The 19,009-nt window shown below is 73.6% G+C and carries 17 protein-coding genes; 10 read left to right on the plus strand and 7 right to left on the minus strand.

All coding sequences use genetic code 11. The features are described 5' to 3' along the window. A partial coding sequence (locus E0504_RS54610) for a transposase (RefSeq protein WP_131627047.1) occupies positions 1-169 on the minus strand: 169 nt, incomplete at its 3' end. 242 nt (positions 170-411) lie between these two features. On the opposite strand from E0504_RS54610, the gene E0504_RS41040 reads away from it, so the two are divergent. Next, positions 412-1,830, plus strand: coding sequence for a DUF6350 family protein (locus E0504_RS41040; protein WP_131627049.1), 1,419 nt, complete (start codon positions 412-414; stop codon positions 1,828-1,830). On the opposite strand, the gene E0504_RS51575 is transcribed toward E0504_RS41040, so the two are convergent. Beyond that, positions 1,731-2,294: a hypothetical protein gene (locus E0504_RS51575; RefSeq protein ID WP_071066096.1), complete on the minus strand. Its 564-nt coding sequence runs from the start codon at positions 2,292-2,294 to the stop codon at positions 1,731-1,733. The genes E0504_RS41040 and E0504_RS51575 overlap by 100 nt on opposite strands. A 171-nt stretch (positions 2,295-2,465) precedes the next feature. Here E0504_RS51575 and E0504_RS41050 point away from each other — a divergent pair, with 171 nt between their 5' ends. Both E0504_RS41050 and purH read left to right on the plus strand, forming a co-directional pair. Beyond that, the gene (locus tag E0504_RS41050) at positions 2,466-3,152 is read left to right on the plus strand and encodes a helix-turn-helix domain-containing protein (protein WP_131627051.1); all 687 of its coding nucleotides are present in this window, start codon (positions 2,466-2,468) and stop codon (positions 3,150-3,152) included. Between the two features lie 177 nt (positions 3,153-3,329). Then, positions 3,330-5,816 carry a bifunctional phosphoribosylaminoimidazolecarboxamide formyltransferase/IMP cyclohydrolase gene (gene purH, locus E0504_RS41055; protein WP_131627053.1) on the plus strand — a complete coding sequence of 829 codons (2,487 nt, stop codon included), beginning with the start codon at positions 3,330-3,332 and terminating at the stop codon, positions 5,814-5,816. 211 nt (positions 5,817-6,027) lie between these two features. Here the strand turns inward: purH and E0504_RS41060 are convergent, their stop codons facing one another. Further along, positions 6,028-6,348, minus strand: a complete 321-nt coding sequence (locus tag E0504_RS41060) for a hypothetical protein (protein ID WP_071066094.1) — start codon at positions 6,346-6,348, stop codon at positions 6,028-6,030. Between the two features lie 282 nt (positions 6,349-6,630). Beyond that, positions 6,631-7,332 carry an FHA domain-containing protein gene (locus tag E0504_RS41065; protein ID WP_112106545.1) on the minus strand — a complete coding sequence of 234 codons (702 nt, stop codon included), beginning with the start codon at positions 7,330-7,332 and terminating at the stop codon, positions 6,631-6,633. Between the two features lie 338 nt (positions 7,333-7,670). Here E0504_RS41065 and E0504_RS52795 point away from each other — a divergent pair, with 338 nt between their 5' ends. The 3 genes from E0504_RS52795 to mdh all read left to right on the plus strand — a co-directional run bounded on the left by E0504_RS52795 (position 7,671) and on the right by mdh (position 9,997). Continuing rightward, on the plus strand, positions 7,671-8,651 hold the full coding sequence (locus E0504_RS52795) for a DUF3017 domain-containing protein (RefSeq protein ID WP_235014027.1): 981 nt from the start codon (positions 7,671-7,673) through the stop codon (positions 8,649-8,651). Positions 8,652-8,849: 198 nt separating this feature from the next. Beyond that, entirely contained in the window at positions 8,850-9,056 is a 207-nt protein-coding gene (locus E0504_RS41075) for a hypothetical protein (protein WP_071066092.1), read from the plus strand. Positions 9,057-9,064: 8 nt separating this feature from the next. After that, positions 9,065-9,997 (plus strand): malate dehydrogenase, encoded by a 933-nt coding sequence (mdh, locus tag E0504_RS41080; protein WP_071066091.1) that lies wholly within the window; start codon positions 9,065-9,067, stop codon positions 9,995-9,997. A 199-nt stretch (positions 9,998-10,196) separates the two neighbouring features. On the opposite strand, the gene E0504_RS41085 is transcribed toward mdh, so the two are convergent. Then, positions 10,197-11,420, minus strand: coding sequence for an NAD(P)/FAD-dependent oxidoreductase (locus E0504_RS41085; RefSeq protein ID WP_235014029.1), 1,224 nt, complete (start codon positions 11,418-11,420; stop codon positions 10,197-10,199). A gap of 69 nt (positions 11,421-11,489) precedes the next feature. Here E0504_RS41085 and E0504_RS41090 point away from each other — a divergent pair, with 69 nt between their 5' ends. From E0504_RS41090 to E0504_RS41100, 3 genes are all read left to right on the plus strand, one after another. Beyond that, entirely contained in the window at positions 11,490-12,368 is an 879-nt protein-coding gene (locus tag E0504_RS41090; protein WP_071066090.1) for a serine hydrolase, read from the plus strand. Between the two features lie 235 nt (positions 12,369-12,603). Next, on the plus strand, positions 12,604-13,146 hold the full coding sequence (locus tag E0504_RS41095) for a 2'-5' RNA ligase family protein (RefSeq protein WP_112106550.1): 543 nt from the start codon (positions 12,604-12,606) through the stop codon (positions 13,144-13,146). After that, entirely contained in the window at positions 13,143-14,303 is a 1,161-nt protein-coding gene (locus E0504_RS41100; protein WP_112106547.1) for a YihY/virulence factor BrkB family protein, read from the plus strand. The genes E0504_RS41095 and E0504_RS41100 overlap by 4 nt, the downstream gene beginning before the upstream one ends. An 80-nt stretch (positions 14,304-14,383) precedes the next feature. On the opposite strand, the gene E0504_RS41105 is transcribed toward E0504_RS41100, so the two are convergent. Continuing rightward, positions 14,384-16,162 (minus strand): D-alanyl-D-alanine carboxypeptidase family protein, encoded by a 1,779-nt coding sequence (locus E0504_RS41105; RefSeq protein WP_306769324.1) that lies wholly within the window; start codon positions 16,160-16,162, stop codon positions 14,384-14,386. A 204-nt stretch (positions 16,163-16,366) separates the two neighbouring features. Further along, complete coding sequence (locus E0504_RS41115; RefSeq protein ID WP_131627059.1) at positions 16,367-17,257, minus strand: DUF1003 domain-containing protein; 891 nt, start codon at positions 17,255-17,257, stop codon at positions 16,367-16,369. Between the two features lie 548 nt (positions 17,258-17,805). On the opposite strand from E0504_RS41115, the gene E0504_RS41120 reads away from it, so the two are divergent. Beyond that, positions 17,806-18,996, plus strand: a complete 1,191-nt coding sequence (locus E0504_RS41120; protein WP_131627061.1) for a putative zinc-binding metallopeptidase — start codon at positions 17,806-17,808, stop codon at positions 18,994-18,996. Positions 18,997-19,009 lie beyond the last annotated feature (13 nt).

The following is a 19,009-nucleotide window of genomic DNA, read 5'->3' on the forward strand; positions in this document are numbered from 1 at the left end:
ACCAGGAGCCGTAGCTGTTCGGCACGTCCCGCCAGGGGCTGCCGGTACGGAACCTCCACATCACCGCGTTGAAATAGCTGCGCAGGTCAGGGATCGGTCCGGACGCCCCCAGCGGGAGGTACGGCTCGATCAACTCCCATTCACCATCGGTCAGATCACCACGCGTCATACCACTGTGCTACCAGCCGAAGCACCCGAACGAAGGATGAACACCCCGATTGTGATCCAGACTCAGAACAGGCCCTAGCGCTCAGGTGGGGGCGGCGGCGGTCGGGATCGTACCGGCCTGGCCGGCCGGAGCGGTGCGACCGGCGTGTCCTGTTACCGACCTGGGTCGTTCTCGTATATCTCGGCGTGTTGTCCCGGAAGTGGTCCTCCGTCCGTGCGAGCCTGCCGAGCGTGGGTGCTCCCGTGCGAAACTCCGGCGCGTTCACCGGGGCCGTCCGCGGGCGTGAGCCCGCCGCGGACGCAGCCGGCACCGCCGACGCCGAGCAGGCCGCCGGCGGGCCGCCGCGGGCCTGGCGGCGACTCGGCCGCCCGGTCGTCAGCGCCGTCACGACCAGCGCCGTGGGGCTGGTCGTCATCGAGCTCGTCGTGCTCGTCGTGTGGGGAACGGACACCAGCTCGTCCGCCGGCCCGGACACCGCGGCACGGGTCGGCGCGGATCTGTGGCTGCTCGCGCACGGCGCCACCATCCACCTGCCCGGCGGGACCGTCGACTTCCTCCCGGTGGGGCTGGCGCTGCTTCCCCTCCTCGCGGCGACGACCGCCGCGCACCGCCTGGCGACCGGCAATCTCGAGCGGCTGCCGCCCGCGCGGGGTTTGCGCTCGGCCGGCCTGCGTCCGTCGAGCCTGCGCCCGGGCCGGTCAGCGCGGGCCGGGACACCGCCGCCCTGGCGAGCGCTGGGCCGCGATGTCGCACTCGTCGCCGTCACCCAGACGGTCTTCGTCCTGCTGGTCGCGCTCGTCGTGTCGGCGCCGGCCGCGCGCCCGGATCTGCTCACCGTCGTCGTTGGCGCGCTGTCGTTCAGCGTGACCGGCGCGTCGGTCGGAGCCCTCTCCGGCTACGGCGCGCTGCGGTCGGTCTGGCGTGCCCTGCCCGGCATGGTCAGGGTGCCCGTCACGGCCGCGTTCACCTCGTTCACCGCGCTGCTGGGCGCGTCCGCCTTCGGGGTCGCGCTGGTCCTGGCCGCGACCCTGCCCGAGATCGCCGCGGCCGACCGCGGCCTGGGCACCGGCGTGGTCGGCGGCGTCGGGCTGGCCGCCGTCCAGCTCGCGGTGCTTCCCAACCTGGTCATCTGGGCGCTGGCGTACACGCTCGGCCCGGGTTTCGGTACCGGCGGCGGCTTCGTCCGGCCGGACGCGGTGCACCCGGCGATGCTGCCTGACCTGCCGGTCTTCGCCGCGCTGCCGCCCGGCCCGCTGCCACGGCCCGGCTGGCTCGTGCTGGCGCTGGTGCCCGTCGTCGCCGGGATCATGCTCGCGGTGTCGGTGCGCCGCTGCGCCGGGCAGATCAGCCACCGGCGCCGGCTGGCGGCGGTGCTTGCCGCGGCGGGGCTCAGCGGGGTGCTGATGATGTTCACCGCGCACCTGTCGGCCGGCCGGCTGGGCGACGCGTCCGGCCGTTTCGGGCCGACGGGATGGTCGGTGGGGCTGGCGGCCGCGGGAGAGCTGGCCGTGGTGGGCGTCGTGGTGTGCTGCCTGGCCGAGATGGTGGCGCGGCGTGCCGGTCAGCCGTTCGAGGTCGGCTCGGTGCGCAGCGCTTCGCTGAAGCGGCGGCTGCACTCGTCGAGCGCCTGGGGCGACCGGGCCTCGCGCCGGCATTCCTGATAGCGGTGCAGGTCGTCGCCGTGCCGTTCGTAGAAGGCCCACGTCCCGCCGGCGACGGTGACCGCGACCAGCAGTGAGAGGGCGCCGAGCGCCAGCCCGGCCGTGCCCATGCCGCCGCCGGTCCCGCCTCGGCGGGCGTGGGCGCGGGCCCGCATTCCCGTCACGATGGCGGCGATCCCGACGGCGCCGCCGACGACCGCGATGCTGGTGACCAGCGCGACCACCCCGAGGGTCAGCGAGATCCGCCCGGTTCGGCGCCCGGGCACCGGCTCCCGGCCGGGCCGGCCGGCACCGCGGCCGTACCGAGCGGCCAGGCGGTCCGCGAACGGGCCGGCCGGTGCCGGCCCTGTTGCCTCGCTGTGACCCGACGGAGGGTGTGCGGCTGGCTCGGTGAAGCCGGCGGAGTCCCGGGCACGGTCCTGGCGGGAGCCCTGGTCGGAGTCCTGGTGGGAGTGGTCGGACACGGTTCCTGCGCCTCCCGGCCGCCTGCCGGCCGGCTCCGGACTCGGTTCCGCGGCCGGCCGTGGATGTTCTCGGACGACATCGTAGGAGTCGGGCGGGCGTGATCCGTGCCGGACCGGAATGTCGGCCCCGTCCGTTACGGTCTCCCCGATTGATCAACCGTGGGAGGGTGCATGCCGAGCACGTCGAAGGCGCTGCGGGTCGAGGCGACCCGGCTGCGCGCCCTGGGCTGGACATACCAGCGCATCGCCCTGGAGCTGCGCCTACGTCATCGCCTCAACGCGCGCGTCGCGTACCGCCTGGCCCATGGCTGGACGCAGGAGGAGGTCGCTCGGCGCTGGAACGAGCGCTGGCCCGGGCCGGGCGCGACCAAGACGGGCAAGACGATCTCGTACTGGGAGATCTGGCCGGCCCGCGGCGGCCGAGCCCCCTCGGCGCGCACACTGGCCAGGCTCGCGGCGCTCTACCATTGCCGCCCCGGCGACCTGCTCGACGGAACGGATCACGACGACCTGGACGAGCTCCCCGGGCGGGTGCCGTCCGAGCGTGGCCCCCGCCGTGGTCTGAGTCGGTATCGCCACCAGGATCAGGGCTCCTTCGCCCCCGCGGGCGAGGAACAGGAGCCGCTGGCCGCGCCGACCGGCGGCTCCACCGAGCCGGCCGGCGCCCCGCGCCCCGCATCGCCGTGCGCCGCATCCCCGTCCCTCGGGTCCCCGTGCGCCGGCGAGTGTGCCGATCCCTTCTGCGGTGGGTGCCACGGCGGCGACGACGGGAACACCGACTGTGTGCGCGCGCCGGTCATGGTGATGATGCATCAGGACGCCCCCGGGGCGCCCCTCGTCCCGAGCCGCGCGGCATGACACCCGGTCCGGTCCGGTCCGGGCCGCGGGCGAGCGTGGTGCGCGCCGTGCTTGTCCGGCGTGTCGTGAGCCACCGGGTCAGTACATTCGGACAGTTGCCGCCGTGGGTCGTGTCCGCGCGCGGCCGAGTTCTCGACCGGTCCGGTGCCGGCCGGCCGACCACCCACGGAGGGTCCTGTGCCCGCTCGCCTAGTCGTCCTCGCCTCGGGGGCCGGCACCACCCTGCAGGCTGTCCTCGAAGCCTGCGCGGACCCGGCCTTCGGCGCGCGGGTCGTCGCGGTCGGCACCGACCGGCCGGACACGGGTGCGCAGCGGCGCGCGGAGGCGGTCGGGGTACCGGTGTTCACGGTGCGGCTCGAGGAGTGCGCCGATCGCGCCGCCTTCAACGACGCGACCGCCGCGCGGATCGCCGAGCACACGCCGGACCTGCTCGTCCTCGCCGGGTACATGAAGGTTCTCGGCAGCCAGGTGATCGGCCGGTTCCCCACGGTGAACACCCATCCCTCGCTGCTCCCGGCCTTCCCGGGCGCCCACGCCGTGCGCGACGCGCTCGCCGCCGGCGTCCGGGTCAGCGGAGTGACCGTGCACTGGGTCGACGAGGGCGTCGACACCGGTCCGGTGATCGACCAGGCGGCCGTCCCGGTCGAGCCCACGGATGACGAGGACGCGCTGCGGGCACGCATCCAGGCGGTGGAACGGCGGCTGTTCGTGGCCGTCATCGGTCGTGTCGTCCGGCGGGAGCTCCCGCCGGCGGGCGCACGCGCGGGTAGTGCGGGTAGTACAGGAACGGGGGAGGCGGCGATCGGCCCGGTGCTCGCTGCCGGCCCGAGCGCCGGCCGTGATCAGGTGGAACCCGCCCGCGCGGGCGGTGGGCCGGCACTCGCCGGCCCTGCCGGCGGGAGCCATTCCGGTGGGGTCCACGCAGAGAAACATCATGCCGACGGAGGCATCGTGGAAGGTTCAGGAGGGGTCATGGCGGGGGAGTCGAGCACGGGCGCGGGGCCTGGTGACACGAGCGGGGTCGCGGGTGCGGCGGGCGCGGCAGGCGCCGGCCCGGCCGGCGGCCGGCCGGCCGAGGGCTCGGCGGAGCTGGTGGCGACGGGCCACCGGAGGTTGCGCCGGGCCCTGGTGAGCGTCTACGACAAGGCCGGTCTGGAGGAGCTCGCCGCCGCGTTCGTCGAGGCGGGGGTCGAGGTGGTCTCCACCGGTTCGACGGCCGAGGTCCTGGCCCGCCACGGTGTGGCGGTCACCCCGGTCAGCACGGTCACCGGCTTCCCGGAGGTGCTCGGCGGCCGGGTCAAGACGCTGCACCCGCGAGTGCACGCCGGTCTGCTGGCGGACCTGCGCAACGCCGAGCACGCCGCCGTCCTGGCGGAGCTCGACATCGAGCCGTTCGACCTGCTCGTCGTAAACCTCTATCCGTTCCGCGAGACCGTCGCCTCGGGCGCGACCGAGGACGAGGCGATCGAGCAGATCGACATCGGCGGGCCGGCCATGCTGCGGGCGGCGGCGAAGAACCACGCCTCGGTCGCCGTGGTGGTGTCGCCGCAGGACTACGGCGACCTGGCCGCGGCCGTTCGCGGGTCCGGCTACGACCTCCCCGCCCGGCGCCGGCTGGCGGCCCGCGCCTTCGCGCACACCGCGTCCTACGACGCGGCGGTCGCCTCCTGGTTCGCCAGCGCGCTGGCCCCCGACGACACCGCCCGTGAGACGGGCTGGCCGGACGTCCTCGCGGCCCAGTGGCACCGGTCCAGCGTCCTGCGGTATGGCGAGAACCCGCACCAGCGCGCCGCGCTGTACGTGGGCGAGGACGGCAGCCCCGGGCTCGCGTCCGCGCGCCAGCTCCACGGCAAGCCGATGTCCTACAACAACTACACCGACACCGACGCGGCCTGGCGGTCGGTGTTCGACTTCGCGGACCCGGCCGTCGCGGTGATCAAGCATGCCAACCCGTGTGGCATCGCCGTCGGTGCCACCGTCGCCGAGGCGCACCGCAAGGCCCACGCCTGCGACCCGGTGTCGGCGTTCGGCGGCGTGATCGCGGTGAACCGCCCGGTGAGTGTGGAGCTCGCCGAGCAGATCGCGGAGATCTTCACCGAGGTCGTCGTGGCGCCCGACTACGAGCCCGGGGCCGTCGAGATCCTCGCCCGCAAGCCGTCGATCCGCCTGCTCGTCTGCGCGCCGCCGACCCACTCGCGCGGGGTCGAGATGCGCCAGGTCAGCGGTGGGATGCTGCTGCAGTCACGGGACGCGCTCGACACCCCCGGCGACCACCCGTCGGGCTGGACGCTCGAGGCCGGTGCCCCGGTCGACGACAGCACCCTCGCCGACCTCGGCTTCGCCTGGCGCGCGGTTCGCTCGGTGAAGTCGAACGCGATCCTGCTCGCCGCGGACAACGCGACCGTCGGGGTCGGCATGGGGCAGGTCAACCGGGTGGACGCGGCGCGCCTCGCCGTGACCCGCGCCGGCGACCGGGCGAAGGGCTCGGTGGCCGCCAGCGACGCGTTCTTCCCGTTCCCCGACGGCTTCCAGGTTCTCGCCGACGCGGGAGTGCGGGCGGTTGTCGAGCCGGGTGGCTCGGTGCGCGACGATCTCGTGATCGCGGCCGCGCGGGAGTCCGGTGTCGCGCTGTACTTCACCGGTGTCCGGCACTTCGCCCACTGAGCGCCGCCCACTGAGCGTGGCCCACCGCGTCGTCCGCGGAGCGTCGCCCACCGGGCGTGGTCCGCTCGCACGTCGCACGTCGCACGTCGCACGTCGCACGTCGCACGTCGCACGGGAGCGTCGGCGCTGACGCCCGGCGCACCGGCGCCGTCACCCCGCGGGGATCGACATCGGTCCCCGCGGGGTGATCAGGTTGCGCTGCCCACCCCGGTCAGGAGGTGGAGCCGACCTCCGCCGCGGCGGTACCGCGGCGGCTGACGGTCGGGCTGCCGTTCGCGGCGGCGCCGTTCGGTGACACCGGGGTCGTGCCGCCCGGCAGGTCCGCGGTCGGCACGTACCGCTGCGCGACCCAGTCGAGCGCCTCTCGCCAGCTCGCTCCGTAGAGGACGGAGATCCGGTCGGCGGTCTGGCGCGCGAGCGCCTGCACGAAGACCCGGTCGTCGCTGTCGAGATGACGCGCGTCGCCGAAGGTCTCCCACGCCCGGAACATCAGTTCCTGAAGCTTCTTGCTGTGCGGCGAATCGTCTGCCACGTCGAACTCCCTACCATTTGGGGACCGCGGCGGCAGTCTCCCCCAGTCGCGCACGACGTGTGCACTCGGGGGGTCTATCCCGTTGGTGGTGGAGTGTGTCGATACCCTCCAGTGTGGATTCTCTGGGATGTGTCCGTAGTGTTGGCGGTCCGGGGTTCGGAGGGAGAAGTCCTTGTGGCAAGGGGTATCCTCCGATTCCGTGGCCAGCAGGGTCGGTTTCGAGGCAGAGTGATCCCGTTGTGTCTCAGGTGTCCGGCTCGATCGCGGGGTGCCTCGAACGGGTCAGCCCGGTGGAGCCATCGCATCGTCCATCGGCCGCACCACACCGAGCCGGACGGCCTCGTTGGCGAGGCGCCCGCGGCGGTTCGGTCCGGGCGCGATCCCGAACTTGCGGTACAGGCGGAGCAGGTGCTGTTTGACCGCCCCCTCGGTGACGACAAGGTCCCGGGCGATCTCCCGCGCCGAGCGGGGCATCACGAAGACCCCCGGCTCGGTCAGCGGCCGGCACAGGGCGCGCAGCACATCCCACTCGCGGCGCGTCAGGTCGGGCGGGTCGGGGATGCGCATCCCGGCGGTGGTGCCGGCCAGGCCCTCCAGGCCGGTGAGGCCCGGTGGCTCCTCGTCCCGGACGCCGTTTCCGCTCGGCGACAGCCTCTGGTCCGCGAGGCGGGCAGGCTCCTCCGGCACCAGGGCGGGCCGCTCGTCCAGGACCCGCACCCCCGCCGCCCCGAACCGGACGACGTCGCCGTCCGCGAGCACCTTGCGGCCGACGAGGCGCCCGTTCACCCGGGTGCCGTTGCGCGACAGCCCGAGATCGGCCACATACACGTACGGCCCGCGGCGGACGATCTCGGCATGCAACCGGGAGACGCTGGCGTCCGGGAGCGAGACGTGCACGCCCGGCCCGCGACCCACGGTGGTCACATCCTCGGTCAGCTCGACGACCTCACCTGTCCGTTCGATCCGCAGACTCGGCCCGTCCACTGTCGGTTACCTCCCCCTTCCAATGCCGGAGCACGCGGCTGCGCAGCTCCGGCCGGTTGTCCAGAACTCCTCGATCAATCCCCGGTGGCGAGCCTGATAACACCACCAGGCGATGTGGCCCTTCACCGGCCACGATGTCCCCGGTCGTCCCGGCTCCGTACGGGATGAGCGCGGCGGTGCCCGCGGGCCCGCGGGCGACCCCGTGGACCGGCGGTCCGGGCCGGCCCGGGCGGCGGGCGGCTGCCCGCCGGGTGACGGCCGGCGCCTACTGTGTGGCCTCAGTAGCCCGCGCGCGGGGGATACGCGCGCGGGGGCGGGCCTGAGGAGGCGGAGAGCAGGTGACCGAGACGGTCCCGGGTGCGTGGGGTCGGCCTGATCGGGAGCGCGGCGCGCGCGCCGGCGGCGCCCGGCGGGCCGAGGGGCGGCACTCCGAGTGGCCTTCCGAGATCCAGGCCGGGGAACCGTCCGAACCGGACTCCGGGCGGTGGCGCTCCGAGGAGGCCGCCAACCCCGGCTCCGAGCGGGACACCGGGCAGTGGCCCCCGCCCGCGTGGCCACCGCAGGCGTGGCGCCCGGAGCCCGCGGCCCCGCGGCGCGGCCGCCCGGACCACGAGCGCCTGGATCACGAGCGCCTGGACCACGAACGGCCGGATCACGGATGGCCGGAGCGTGGGCGACCGGACCATGGCAGGCCAGGGCGCGGCCGCCAGGCCGGCGAGCGACCGGGCCATGAAGGGCCGGGCTGGGGACGTCCGGCGGACGGCGGCGCGGACCGGGGCTCGGACCGGCGGCAGCGGCGGGAGCCCTCGCAGGGCTGGCCGCCGCCGGGAGAGGGCCCGCCGGCGGGCCCATGGGCGCAGCCGCACCACACCGACGGCCCCGGCGTCGTGGACCATCGCCTCGACCACTCACGTGCTGGCGATCCGCTCACTGAACGTCAGCTCGTCAGCTCCGCTGATCCCGCGGGTGCCGAAGGTCGGCCCGTCCCTGAGCCGGGAGCCGGTGGTGGCGCGGGCCGGCCGTCCCGCCGCCGGTCGGCGGGATCGGCGACCGGCGGCCGCCTCGGCCGGATCGTCTTCGGCGGCATCCTCGGCGGTGTCGCGCTGGGCCTGCTCTTCGTCTCACAGGACCACTGGCGGCGGGGGTTGCTCACCGCGGGCGGTGTCCTTCTTGTGGCCGCCCTACTGCGGCTGTGCCTTCCCACCCGGCAGGTGGGGATGCTCGCCGTGCGGGGCCGGGTCTTCGACACCGTGACCCTCGTCGTGCTGGGCACGGCTGTGATCGTGCTCACCTCCACCGTGCCGTACAGCGGTGGCTGACCCGACCCGTCCACCGAAAGCGGCTGTTGGGGTCACGGTCTGGCACGACGCCGCCGGCGAACGCCGTGCGCGGCTGCGCACGGCCGGCCCGAGCGGGCGTGGCGCACGTCGCCGACCCGTGCCCTGGATCCGACTCGCGCGATAGCCTCGGCTGGTCATCGGACAACCGTGCACAGATGAGCGGGGCGAAGCGCGCCTATGGCGAACCGTCACGTAGCCCTGATCCTCGGCGGCGGCACCGGGCCCGAGCTGACCGATGCTCCCCTGTGGGGTGGCCAGCCCGTCGCCGAAGAGATCGCCAGGAGGGCACGTCGGTCACCTGCGACCACTACGCCGGCGCCTGAAGACCCCGCCGTGGGCACCGCCGAGATCGTCGACGCGATCATCGCGATACTGGGGAGCTGATCAGTCCAATGCCCGGAAAAGTCACTGTCGTCGGGGCCGGTTTCTACGGTTCGACGACCGCGCAGCGACTTGCTGAGTACAACATCTTCGACACGGTCGTCATCATCGACATCGTCGAGGGCAAGCCGCAGGGCCAGGCGCTCGACCTCAATCAGTCCCGGTCGATCGAGGGCTTCGAGACCAAGGTCGTCGGGACCAACGACTACGCCGACACCGCCGGTTCCGACGTGGTCGTCATCACCGCCGGCCTGCCCCGTAAGCCGGGCATGAGCCGGATGGACCTCATCGAGGTCAATGCCAAGATCGTCCGTCAGGTGTCGGAGAGCATCGCGAAGACGTCGCCGGACGCGGTCGTCGTCGTGGTCTCCAACCCGCTCGACGAGATGACCGCGCTCGCCGCGAACGTGCTGGGCTTCCCGCGCTCGCGGGTGCTCGGCCAGGCGGGCATGCTCGACACCGCCCGCTTCACCGACTTCGTCGCGGAGACGCTGAACGTGCCGGTCGCGTCGGTGAAGACCCTGACGCTGGGCTCGCACGGCGACACGATGGTCCCGGTGCCCTCGCAGTGCACCGTCGACGGCAAGCCGTTGAGCGACCTCCTCCCGGCGGACAAGATCGAGGAGCTGGTCAACCGGACCCGCAACGGAGGCGCGGAGGTCGTCGCGCTGCTCAAGACCGGTTCGGCCTACTACGCGCCGTCCGCGGCGGCGGCCCGCATGGTCAAGGCGGTCGCCGAGGACTCCGGCGCCGTCATGCCGGTCTGTGCCTGGGTACAGGGCGAGTTCGGTATCTCCGACGTCTACCTCGGCGTGCCCGCGCAGATCGGCGCCGGGGGCGTGAAGAAGGTTGTCGAGATCGACCTGACCGGCTCCGAGCTCGCCGCGCTCAAGACGGCCGCCGAGGCCGTGCGCGCCAAGCAGGCGGACGTCGCCAGCCTGTAGCGGCGGCGACCAGCCGACAGCTGACCAGCCGGTAGCTTTCGCTCCGCCGGCCCACGCACCCACAGGACGCGCTCGGACCCCGGGAACCTCCGGGACCACCGACCCTGCGGGCCCGCTGGGCCGGCGGGTGAGCATGGGCCGGTGGGTGAGTGAGGTCCGGTGGGTGAGTGAGGGCGAGCGTGGGCGAGTTCGGGTGGGCTCAGCGCGCCGCGGTGAACACACGCCGCAGCCCGAGCCGGGCCAGTGACCCGGCCGGGATCGTTCCCTTACCCAGCCCGATCTCGACGAGGCTGTCGTACAGCTCGGTGCGGCGGCTGGCGGAGCGGACCGCGGCGTCCATCAGCGGGCGGTGGCGGCCGGCGAGCCCGGCGAGCAGCGACGTGTGCCGCAGGTGCCTGCCCAGCTCGCCGTCCAGGGCGCGTCGGTAGGCCCGCCCGGCGGCCGGGCCCGGGTCGGTGATCGCCGCCTGGCCGGCCAGCGATCCCGACAGCAGCGCGTAGTAGATGCCCTCACCGGTCAACGGATTGATCAGCGACGCGGCGTCCCCGGCGAGGAGCACGGGGCCGTCCGGCAGCCGTGGGCGGTGCGTGGACAGCGGCAGGTGGTGTGCGCGCAGGGTGCCCTCGTAGGCCGGGGTGTCCGGCAGCAGCCGGGCCAGCGTCCCGTGCAGGACGGCCTTCGGTGTCGTGCCCGCCGCGCGCAGCCGCGAGCGGAGCATGCCGTACCCGATGTTGGCCCGGCCGTCCCCGATCGGGAACGACCAGGCGTACGCCGGCCAGCCCTCGTCCGTCATCTCGATGAGCTGCTCGGGCGGGCGGTCGTCCTTGGGTGCGTCCGCGTAGGCACGGACGGCGATCGCCAGACCCTCGGGCGGGTTCGGTGCGATGCCCAGCGCCCGGCGCACGGTCGAGTTCGCGCCGTCCGCGCCGACGACGACCCGTGCGCGCAGCACGCCGCCGTCCACGGTGACCACCGGCTCGCCCCCGCCGCCGGCGGTGACCTCCAGCGAGCGTACCCGCCGCCGGAGGAACTCGGCGCCGCGGGCGCGCGCGGCGGCGACGAGGCGGGCGTCGAAGACCTCCCGCGGGATCACGTGCGTCGCCCGCTCGGACGGCGTGGCGACCTCGGCACCGCCAGGTGTGCGCAGGCGCATCCGGTCCACCGGGCGGTACCCGCTGGTCGCGTCGGTGATGCCCAGTGCGCGCAGGACGTCCACGCCGTGCGGTGCGATGCCGTCCCCGCAGGTCTTGTCGCGGGGGAAGTCCGCGGCGTCGACGATCACGACCCGGGCGTCGGGCCGCAGTTGCAGCGCCCGCAGCGCAGCCGCGCTGCCCGCCGGGCCGCCGCCCACCACGAGCAGGTCTACCGGCGGCCCGTTCCCGGTGCCGGGAACGGCGGCGTGGACGGGGCTGGGTGCGTGGATGGGCACGCCAGCCAGTGTGGCAGCCGGCGTCCCGGCACCGGTCGGCCGGCAGTTCGTAGAGTGCCGGACATGGATGCGCTCAGGCAGCTGGACACGTGGCCCGTGCGGACGGCTGCGGCCGTCGTGCTGCGGTCGCCGGGCACGGGCGGTGCCGGTGGTGCGGCCGGTGCCGGTGGCCCCCGGGCCGTGGCCACCCAGGTCGGCGTGGCAGGCGATCCGACGGTCCGGTTCCGGCTCGCGTCGGTCTCCAAGCTGATGAGCGCCTACGCGGTGCTCGTCGCGATCGAGGAGGGTGCCCTGGCGCTGGACGAGCCGGCCGGCCCGGAGTCGTCGACGGTGGCGCATCTGCTCGCGCACGCCTCCGGTCTCGCGTTCTCGGGCGATCGGGTGATGGCCCGCCCGGGCACCCGCCGCATCTACTCGAACACCGGTTTCGAGGAGCTCGGGCGTCATCTCGAGCGGGTCACGGACATCCCCTTCGATGTTTACCTGGCGGAGGCCGTTTTCCGGCCGCTGGGAATGGGGACGGCCGTCCTCGAAGGTTCGCCGGCGCATGCGGTGACGGCGACGCTGGCGGATGTCGGCGCGTTCGCCGCGGAACTGCTGGCGCCGAGCCTGGTCTCCGCGGCCACGTTCGCCGCGGCGACCTCGGTCGCCTTTCCGGGCCTTGCGGGGGTGCTTCCGGGTTTCGGCGCGCAGCACCCGAACGACTGGGGCCTCGGGTTTGAGATACGCGGAACCAAGAGCCCGCATTGGACGGCTGCCACCAACAGCCCTGCGACTTTCGGCCATTTCGGGCGCTCGGGAACCTTCGTCTGGGTCGACCCAGCGGTGAACGTCGCGTGCGTAGTACTGACCGATCGGGATTTCGGCGACTGGGCGGGCGCGGCCTGGCCGGTTCTCTCCGCGGACGTCCTGGCTGAGCTGGAGGTGGCCCGGACGGCCTGAGCGCCACAGGCCCGCCGGCTGGATTCGTCCTGTGATCGGGTGACCGCCTCGGGTGCCCGCCGGGTGCGGCCGCCGCGATGCCTGTTCTGTCCTCGGGCGGTCGCGCACTGATGTCAACCCTGGTCCGGAGAAGACAGCGTGGTCTCGTGGGCCATGATGGCGCCATGGTTGGTCGGCAGAGCTCGTCCCGCGACCGCTGGTCGGCCCTTCCGTGGCCCGGCCGGATCCGCGTGACGTGAAGGACTCCGTGCGGTCCATAGGCGTGGCGATCGGTGTTCCGGAACCTTTCCGGACCGAGCTCCAGGACTGGCGGGAACGGCTCGGTGATCCGAATGCGGCCCTCATCGTGCCGCATGTCACGCTGCTCGGCCCGACCGAAGTGCCCGCCTCCCAGCTCCCCGCCGTCGAGCGTCACCTGACGGAGGTCGCCGGAGGCGCCGAGCCGTTCGTGATCCATCTGCGTGGTTCCGGCACCTTCCGGCCGCTGTCCGCGGTGGTGTTCGTGACCCTCGCCATGGGAATCTCCTGCTGCGAACTTCTGGAGAAGGCCGTCCGGTCTGGTCCGTTGGACCGTCCCGTGCGCTTCTCGTACCACCCGCATGTCACGGTCGCGCACGATGTCGACGAGGAGTCGCTGGACCGTGCCTTTGAGTTGCTGGCCGAATATCGGGCGCAGTTCGAGGTGACAGGTTTCGGGCTCTACGAACGCGGCGATGACTGCGCCTGGCGCCAGCTGCGTCATTTTCCCTTCGCGGGCGGGGGTGGCAGACCGAGGTGACAGGACCACGGGAAGCGGTGAAGGCGGGCGTGGGAACGGTGAGCGGCGCCGCGGGCGCGGTGCGGCGCCGTCGCCCGTTCATTGACCACACGGTGCGTGCGTACGGTCGCTATACGTCGGACGGCGGTGACCGGCTCGCCGCGTCCACGACATATTTCGCTTTCCTGTCCTTCTTCCCGATCGTGGCGCTGGTCTTCTCGATCGCCGGGTTCGTCGTGGACGCCTATCCCGACGCCCAGGCCAAGCTCACCGAACAGATCAACGACTATCTGCCCGGCCTGGCCGACAGACTGGACGTCTCGACCATCGGCCATGCGAAGGTCGGCGCCGGCCTGATCGGTCTCGCCGGTCTCCTCCTGGCCGGGCTGGCCTGGGTCTCGGCGCTGCGCGACAGCATCCGGCTCGTCTGGCACCAGAGCCTGGAGACCGGCAACTTCATCGTGCAGCGCCTGCGGGACATCGCGATCCTCACCGGTCTCGGCCTGACCCTGCTCGCCTCGCTCGTCGTCACCAGCCTGGCGACGTCCGCGACCGGGGTGTTCCTGCGCTGGGTCGGGCTGGAGGGGAGCACGGCCGCCGCCTGGGCCACCGGGCTGCTCGCGCTCGTGGTCGCGCTCGCCATCGACGCCGCCGTGTTCGTCTACATCTTCTGGCGGTTGCCGGAGCGCACCAACCGGCAGCGGGTGCTGCGCGCGGCCGCGCTGGGCGCGGTGGGCATCGAGCTGCTCAAGCTGCTCGGGACCTGGCTGGTCGGTCAGACCACGTCCAACCCGGTCTACGGCATCTTCGCGGTCATGGTCGGCCTGCTCATCTGGATCAACATCGTGATGCGCTGGATGCTGTTCGTCGCCGCCTGGGCGGTGACGGCACCGTACGCGTCGGACGTCCACCCGTCCGGTACCGCCCCGGCCGACCCGGCGGGCCCCGACCTTGCCGGGGCGGACGGGCCCGGGCCGGAGGGGGACCGCGTTGCCCCCGAGCCGCCGGCCGTCCGGTCCGCGCGATCCTGGCGTGACGACCGGAGCACCCACGACGATCACGATGGCCACGATGGCCACGCCGGCGAGGACGACGAGGACGGCCGCTCCTGGCGACCGCGATGGCCCTGGCGGCGCGGCGCGGCGCGCCCGGCGGACCGGGCGCCGGTCGGGCGCTGACCGGCGCGCCACGCCTCAGGGACCAGGCGGCCTCAGAGCGGGCGGCCTCAGGGCTGGGGGAGCTCGAGGACTGGGCGGGTTCAGGGGCGGGGCGAGCGGGCCGTGCCGAACGGTGGAGTGTCGGTGCGGGACGAGTCGGTCCGGCTCCGCCCCGGTTCGGGGTGCAGCGAGGGCAGACCAACGAGGTGGCGCTGGCCGTTGGCGTCGGTGCGCGGCCGGGGAGCCGACGCGGCGGAGCGGGTCGCCTGGTACTCCTCGACGACGCTCTGCCGCTCCCGGCGGGCCCGCGCCGCCGCGCTGTCCCGCCGCGTCCTGTTGGTGCCTCTTCGGTGGCCTCTTCTACCCGGAACTTCTCCTGGGGTCGTGGAGCGTCCGCGCCGTCCGCCGGACTGCCCGAGGCCCGCTGCATCCCACCGGCCCGCGCTGCCGCTGCCGGAGCGGGTGGTACGCCCGGTGGCCCTCCCGGCCACGCCGCGCCGGCGGCGGACCCGCCCGAACACGGTGAGGGCCGTCGCGACGACCGTGACGGCGAGGGCCGTCCAGGTGACGGCGCCCACGTCTCCGGCGTCGCCGGTGGTGGCCCGCCCGGGCGGGTTGCCGCCGTCCTGTCCGGCGCCGCGGCTGTCGGCGCGCCCGGCGCGCTCGCCGGTGTCACCCGGTGCGGCGCCGGGGGCCACGGCCCCACCGGCGGTGGTCGGGTCGCCTGGTGTCACGTCGGAGGGCCCGGCGAGCCGACCCACCGGGCGGACGTCGGCCGCGTGCGCGAAGCCCCAGTCGAGCAGCGCCCGCGCGTCCGTCCCGTAGGCCGGCGCCGTGCGCAGTAGCGAGACGATGAGCGTCCGGTCGTTCCTGGTCGCCGCGCCGACGAACGTCGCCCCGGCGGCGACCGTGTAGCCGTTCTTGATGCCGATGGTGCCCTCGTAGCTGCCGATGAGGGTGTTGTGGTTCGCGATCTCGAAGCGTTCGTCGCCGCGGCCCGGCAGCGAGGCACGCGGGATGGTCAGGTAGCCGCGCACGATGGGGTCGTTGAGCGCTGCCCGCCCGATCACCGCCAGGTCGTGGGCCGTCGTGTGCTGACCGGGGGCGTCGAGACCGGTGGGATCGCCCGCGACGGTCTCCGACGCGCCGAGCGAGGCCGCGAGCCGGTTCATCCGGTCCAGTACGGCCTCCCGGCCGCCGGCCGCCTCCACCAGCGCGACCGTGGCGTCGTTGCCGCTCGCGATCAGCATCGCCGTCGCGAGGTCGCGCACGGTGTAGCGGACGCCGGGGACGAGCCCGACCCGGGTGCCGTCCACCTGGGCGGCCTGGTCGCTGATAGTCACCTCACGGTCTGGCGGGAGCCCGGGGAGCACGGTCAGCGCGGTGAGCATCTTCATCGTGCTCGCCGGCAGGTCCGGGAGGTGCGCGTTGTGCGCCGCGAGGATCGCGCCGCTGCCGGCGTCCGCGACGAGCCACGCCTCGGCGGTGATGCCGGCCGGCGGTGGCACGGTGGTCTCCGCGGCGTCTGTGGCCTCCGCGGTGTCCGCCTGGTCGGTGGCGCCCGCCGTGCCAGTTGTGCCTGCTGTGCTGGTAGTACCGGCGGACATGCCCGCCGCCGTTCCGCCGGCGCTCGCCGGGCCGGCCTCGTCCGCGGTGGACGATGTCGTACCGGCGGACGCCGTCCCGGACGCCCCGGTCGCCGTCGAGGCCGCGGCGAGCGGCTCGACGGCGAGGGCACCGGCCGGGAGCGTGCCGGCGGTCAGCGGGCGGGCGGGCGGCCTCCTGGCAGGCAGCGGATCGCCCCCGGCCATGGCAGCTGACGGTGGTGCGGTGCCCAGAACGAGGACCAGGGCCGAGGCCAGCCCCACCGCGGCGCTCACCACCCGGCGGAAACGCTCGGGCGGATCGGTACGTCGTGGATCGGTACGTCGCGGATCGGGGTGGTGCGGGTCGGGCGGGGTGAGACCCTCCCGAGCGTCCTCATCGGTGCGGCGCTCGAGCGGGCCGGATCGGGGTCGACGCGTCCGGCCGGCATGCACCTACCGAACGTTACCGGTCGATCTTCATCCGGTGAGTTTGTCGTGTCACGTGTCTCGGATTCGTGCTCGCGTCGGTCGGATGGGTACCTTTCGTCCGGCCCGCGAACCACTTCGCGCCGGGACGAGAAGATGGCCCTGTGTGGCTGCCCCGTCCGGGGAGAGCGCGCCCGGCGCCGGGACGACGACCAGAGCCGGCTCCGGGACGGTCGCGGTGTCCTGACCCGCGTGATCCGCCGGCGCATCCGCCGACGCCGTCGGGTGTGCGTGTGCGGGCTCGTCCACTGTCAGTGTCGCGACTGTTGACGTACCGGGTACGGACGGCCAGGCCACGCCGCCGCGCGCGGGGCGCTGCGCCGACCCGTTCGGGGTGGCCGCGAGGGGGTGCGCCGCCGGTGCCGTGGGCTGGAGCACCATGCGGAGCAACGCCTCGATGTCACCACGCAGTGACTCGAGCTGGTTCGTCAGCTCACCGCGCACGTACTGCCGTGTGGCGGCGTCGCTCTGGGCGAGGCGCAGCGCCGCCACCTCGCGGGCCAGGAACTCGGTGTCCTCACGCATCCGGATGGCCGCCGCCCGGTCCTCCGCGAGCGAGGCACGGTCCCGGTCGTCCTGCCGGTTCTGCGCGAGGAGGATCAGCGGGGCGGCGTAGGCCGCCTGGGTCGAGAACGCCAGGTTCAGCAGAATGAACGGGTAGGGATCCCAGCGCATGAGCGGCAATGCGATGTTGAGTGCGATCCAGACGATCACCACACAGGTCTGGATGGCCAGGTAGCGGCCGGTACCGAGGAAGCGCGCGATGGTCTCGGCGCCGCGGCTGATCGTCTCGCGGTCCACCCGGCCCGCGATCAGTGGAGATCGGCCGGCGACCGGGACGTCGAGCCGGTCCGATCCGGTTCCCCGGCGTGCCGCGAGACGGCTGGCGGTGTTGATGCTCATAGGAGGTCCCCTCCGCGCTCGGCCGTCGCGAACGGACGGAGCCGATACGCACTTCAGAGCAGGCTGCGCGGGAGAAATCCCATCGCGGCCCGGGTCGACACGTCGCTGATCGACCGCACCTGCCGGAAAGGAACCCGGGAGATCACCTGACCCCGGGCGTCATGGACGCGGGCTGGACTGACTGGCCGTGCCGGCCGCCACGAGGAGGGGCGGCCGCGCCGACGGAACCATCCGCCGCGGACCGATCGTCAGCCGGCGTCCACCAGCAGGAAGCGGCTGTTACTGGAGCACCCGCCAGGACTCACAGCGGCCACCTCCTCTGGTCGGCCTCCGTAGAGGATCCAAATGTTGTTGTCAAGGATAGCCGCCCCTTGCGATTGTTCCGCTATGGGGTCGTCCGTGACCTGTGTCGCGCCGCCGTCACATGCTGTCGTGCCGCCGGTGATCTCGCCTGGTAGCCGGCCCCGCGGGCGGTTCCCGCCGCGTGGGTCGGGTAGTGGATGGCGGGATCACCAGACCGCGCGGACTCCTCTCGAAACGGATCACTCATGCTGGCTTTCGGTTGCGCCTACTGTGGCCAGCTTGTGTTCTTCGAGAACTCGACGTGTCCGCGCTGCGGGTCGGCGCTGGGGGTGGCACCATCCGCGCGACGCCTGATCACCCTCGTCGACGCCGGCGACGGACTGTTCCGGGAGCGGCCCGCGGTGGCCGACGAGGCGGCGGCTCTCGCCGCCGAGATCACCGCGCCCGCCGGGGCCCCTGGAGGAGATCGGTCCGTCCCGGCCGAGCCACAGCAGCCACGGTACCGGCGGTGCGGCAACATGGAACTCGCCGGCTGCAACTGGCTCGTCGAGCTTGCCCCTGGCGCGGCCGGGCCGCCACCCGGGCAACTGTGCGCCTCCTGCCGGCTCACCCGCACCCGCCCCAACGACGCGGACACGTCCGCCGCCGAGCTGTTCGTGCGGGCCGAGGCGGCCAAGCGACGCCTGGTCTTCCAGCTCCTCGACCTCGGGCTGCCGGTCGTCTCCTACGCCGACGACCCCCGCGGGGGACTGGCGTTCGACCTACTCAGCAGCACCTACGAGAACGTCGTGACGGGCCACGGTGACGGGGTGATCACCCTGGATCTCGCCGAATCCGACGACGCGCACCGGGAGAGCGTCCGCGCGCGCCTCGGCGAGCCGTACCGGACGCTGCTCGGCCACTTCCGGCACGAGACGGGCCACTACTACTGGCCCAGGCTCGTCGGGGCAGACCCGGCCGTGACCGGACGATTCCGCCAGCTCTTCGGCGACGACCGCGCCGACTACGGTGAATCCCTCGAACGCCACTACAAGGAGGGGGCGCCGGGGGCCTGGAGCGAGCGGTACGTCAGCGCCTACGCCACGATGCACCCGTGGGAGGACTGGGCCGAGACCTTCGCCCACTACCTGCACATCATGGACGCCCTGCAGACCGCCGCCGAGTACGGCCTGCGCACCGACGGCCCGGACCCGAGGCGCTTCGGTGTCGACCTGGAACGCTTCGTCGCCCGGCCGGCGCCCCTGCCGCCCGCCGCCCGCCGCGCCACGGCCGGCTTCGACGAGATCGCGGCCCAGTGGCTCCCGCTCACCTACGCCCTCAACGCGGTCAACCGCAGCATGGGCTTCGATGATCTCTACCCGTTCGTCCTGACGTCCACCGTGCTGGACAAGCTGAGCTTCGTCCACGACCTCGCGACGGCCCGCGCCACGCGGTGACGGCCGCGCCGTC

The sequence above is a fragment of the Parafrankia sp. BMG5.11 genome, from assembly GCF_004337455.1.

What these genes read in the sequence shown, in the direction of transcription:
- mdh (WP_071066091.1), top strand. Translation starts at nt 9,065, where the DNA reads ATGCCCGGAAAAGTCACTGTCGTCGGGGCCGGTTTCTACGGTTCGACG.
- E0504_RS41050 (WP_131627051.1), top strand. Translation starts at nt 2,466, where the DNA reads ATGCCGAGCACGTCGAAGGCGCTGCGGGTCGAGGCGACCCGGCTGCGC.
- E0504_RS41115 (WP_131627059.1), bottom strand. Translation starts at nt 17,257, where the DNA reads ATGAGCATCAACACCGCCAGCCGTCTCGCGGCACGCCGGGGAACCGGA.
- E0504_RS41090 (WP_071066090.1), top strand. Translation starts at nt 11,490, where the DNA reads ATGGATGCGCTCAGGCAGCTGGACACGTGGCCCGTGCGGACGGCTGCG.
- E0504_RS41120 (WP_131627061.1), top strand. Translation starts at nt 17,806, where the DNA reads ATGCTGGCTTTCGGTTGCGCCTACTGTGGCCAGCTTGTGTTCTTCGAG.
- E0504_RS41075 (WP_071066092.1), top strand. Translation starts at nt 8,850, where the DNA reads ATGGCGAACCGTCACGTAGCCCTGATCCTCGGCGGCGGCACCGGGCCC.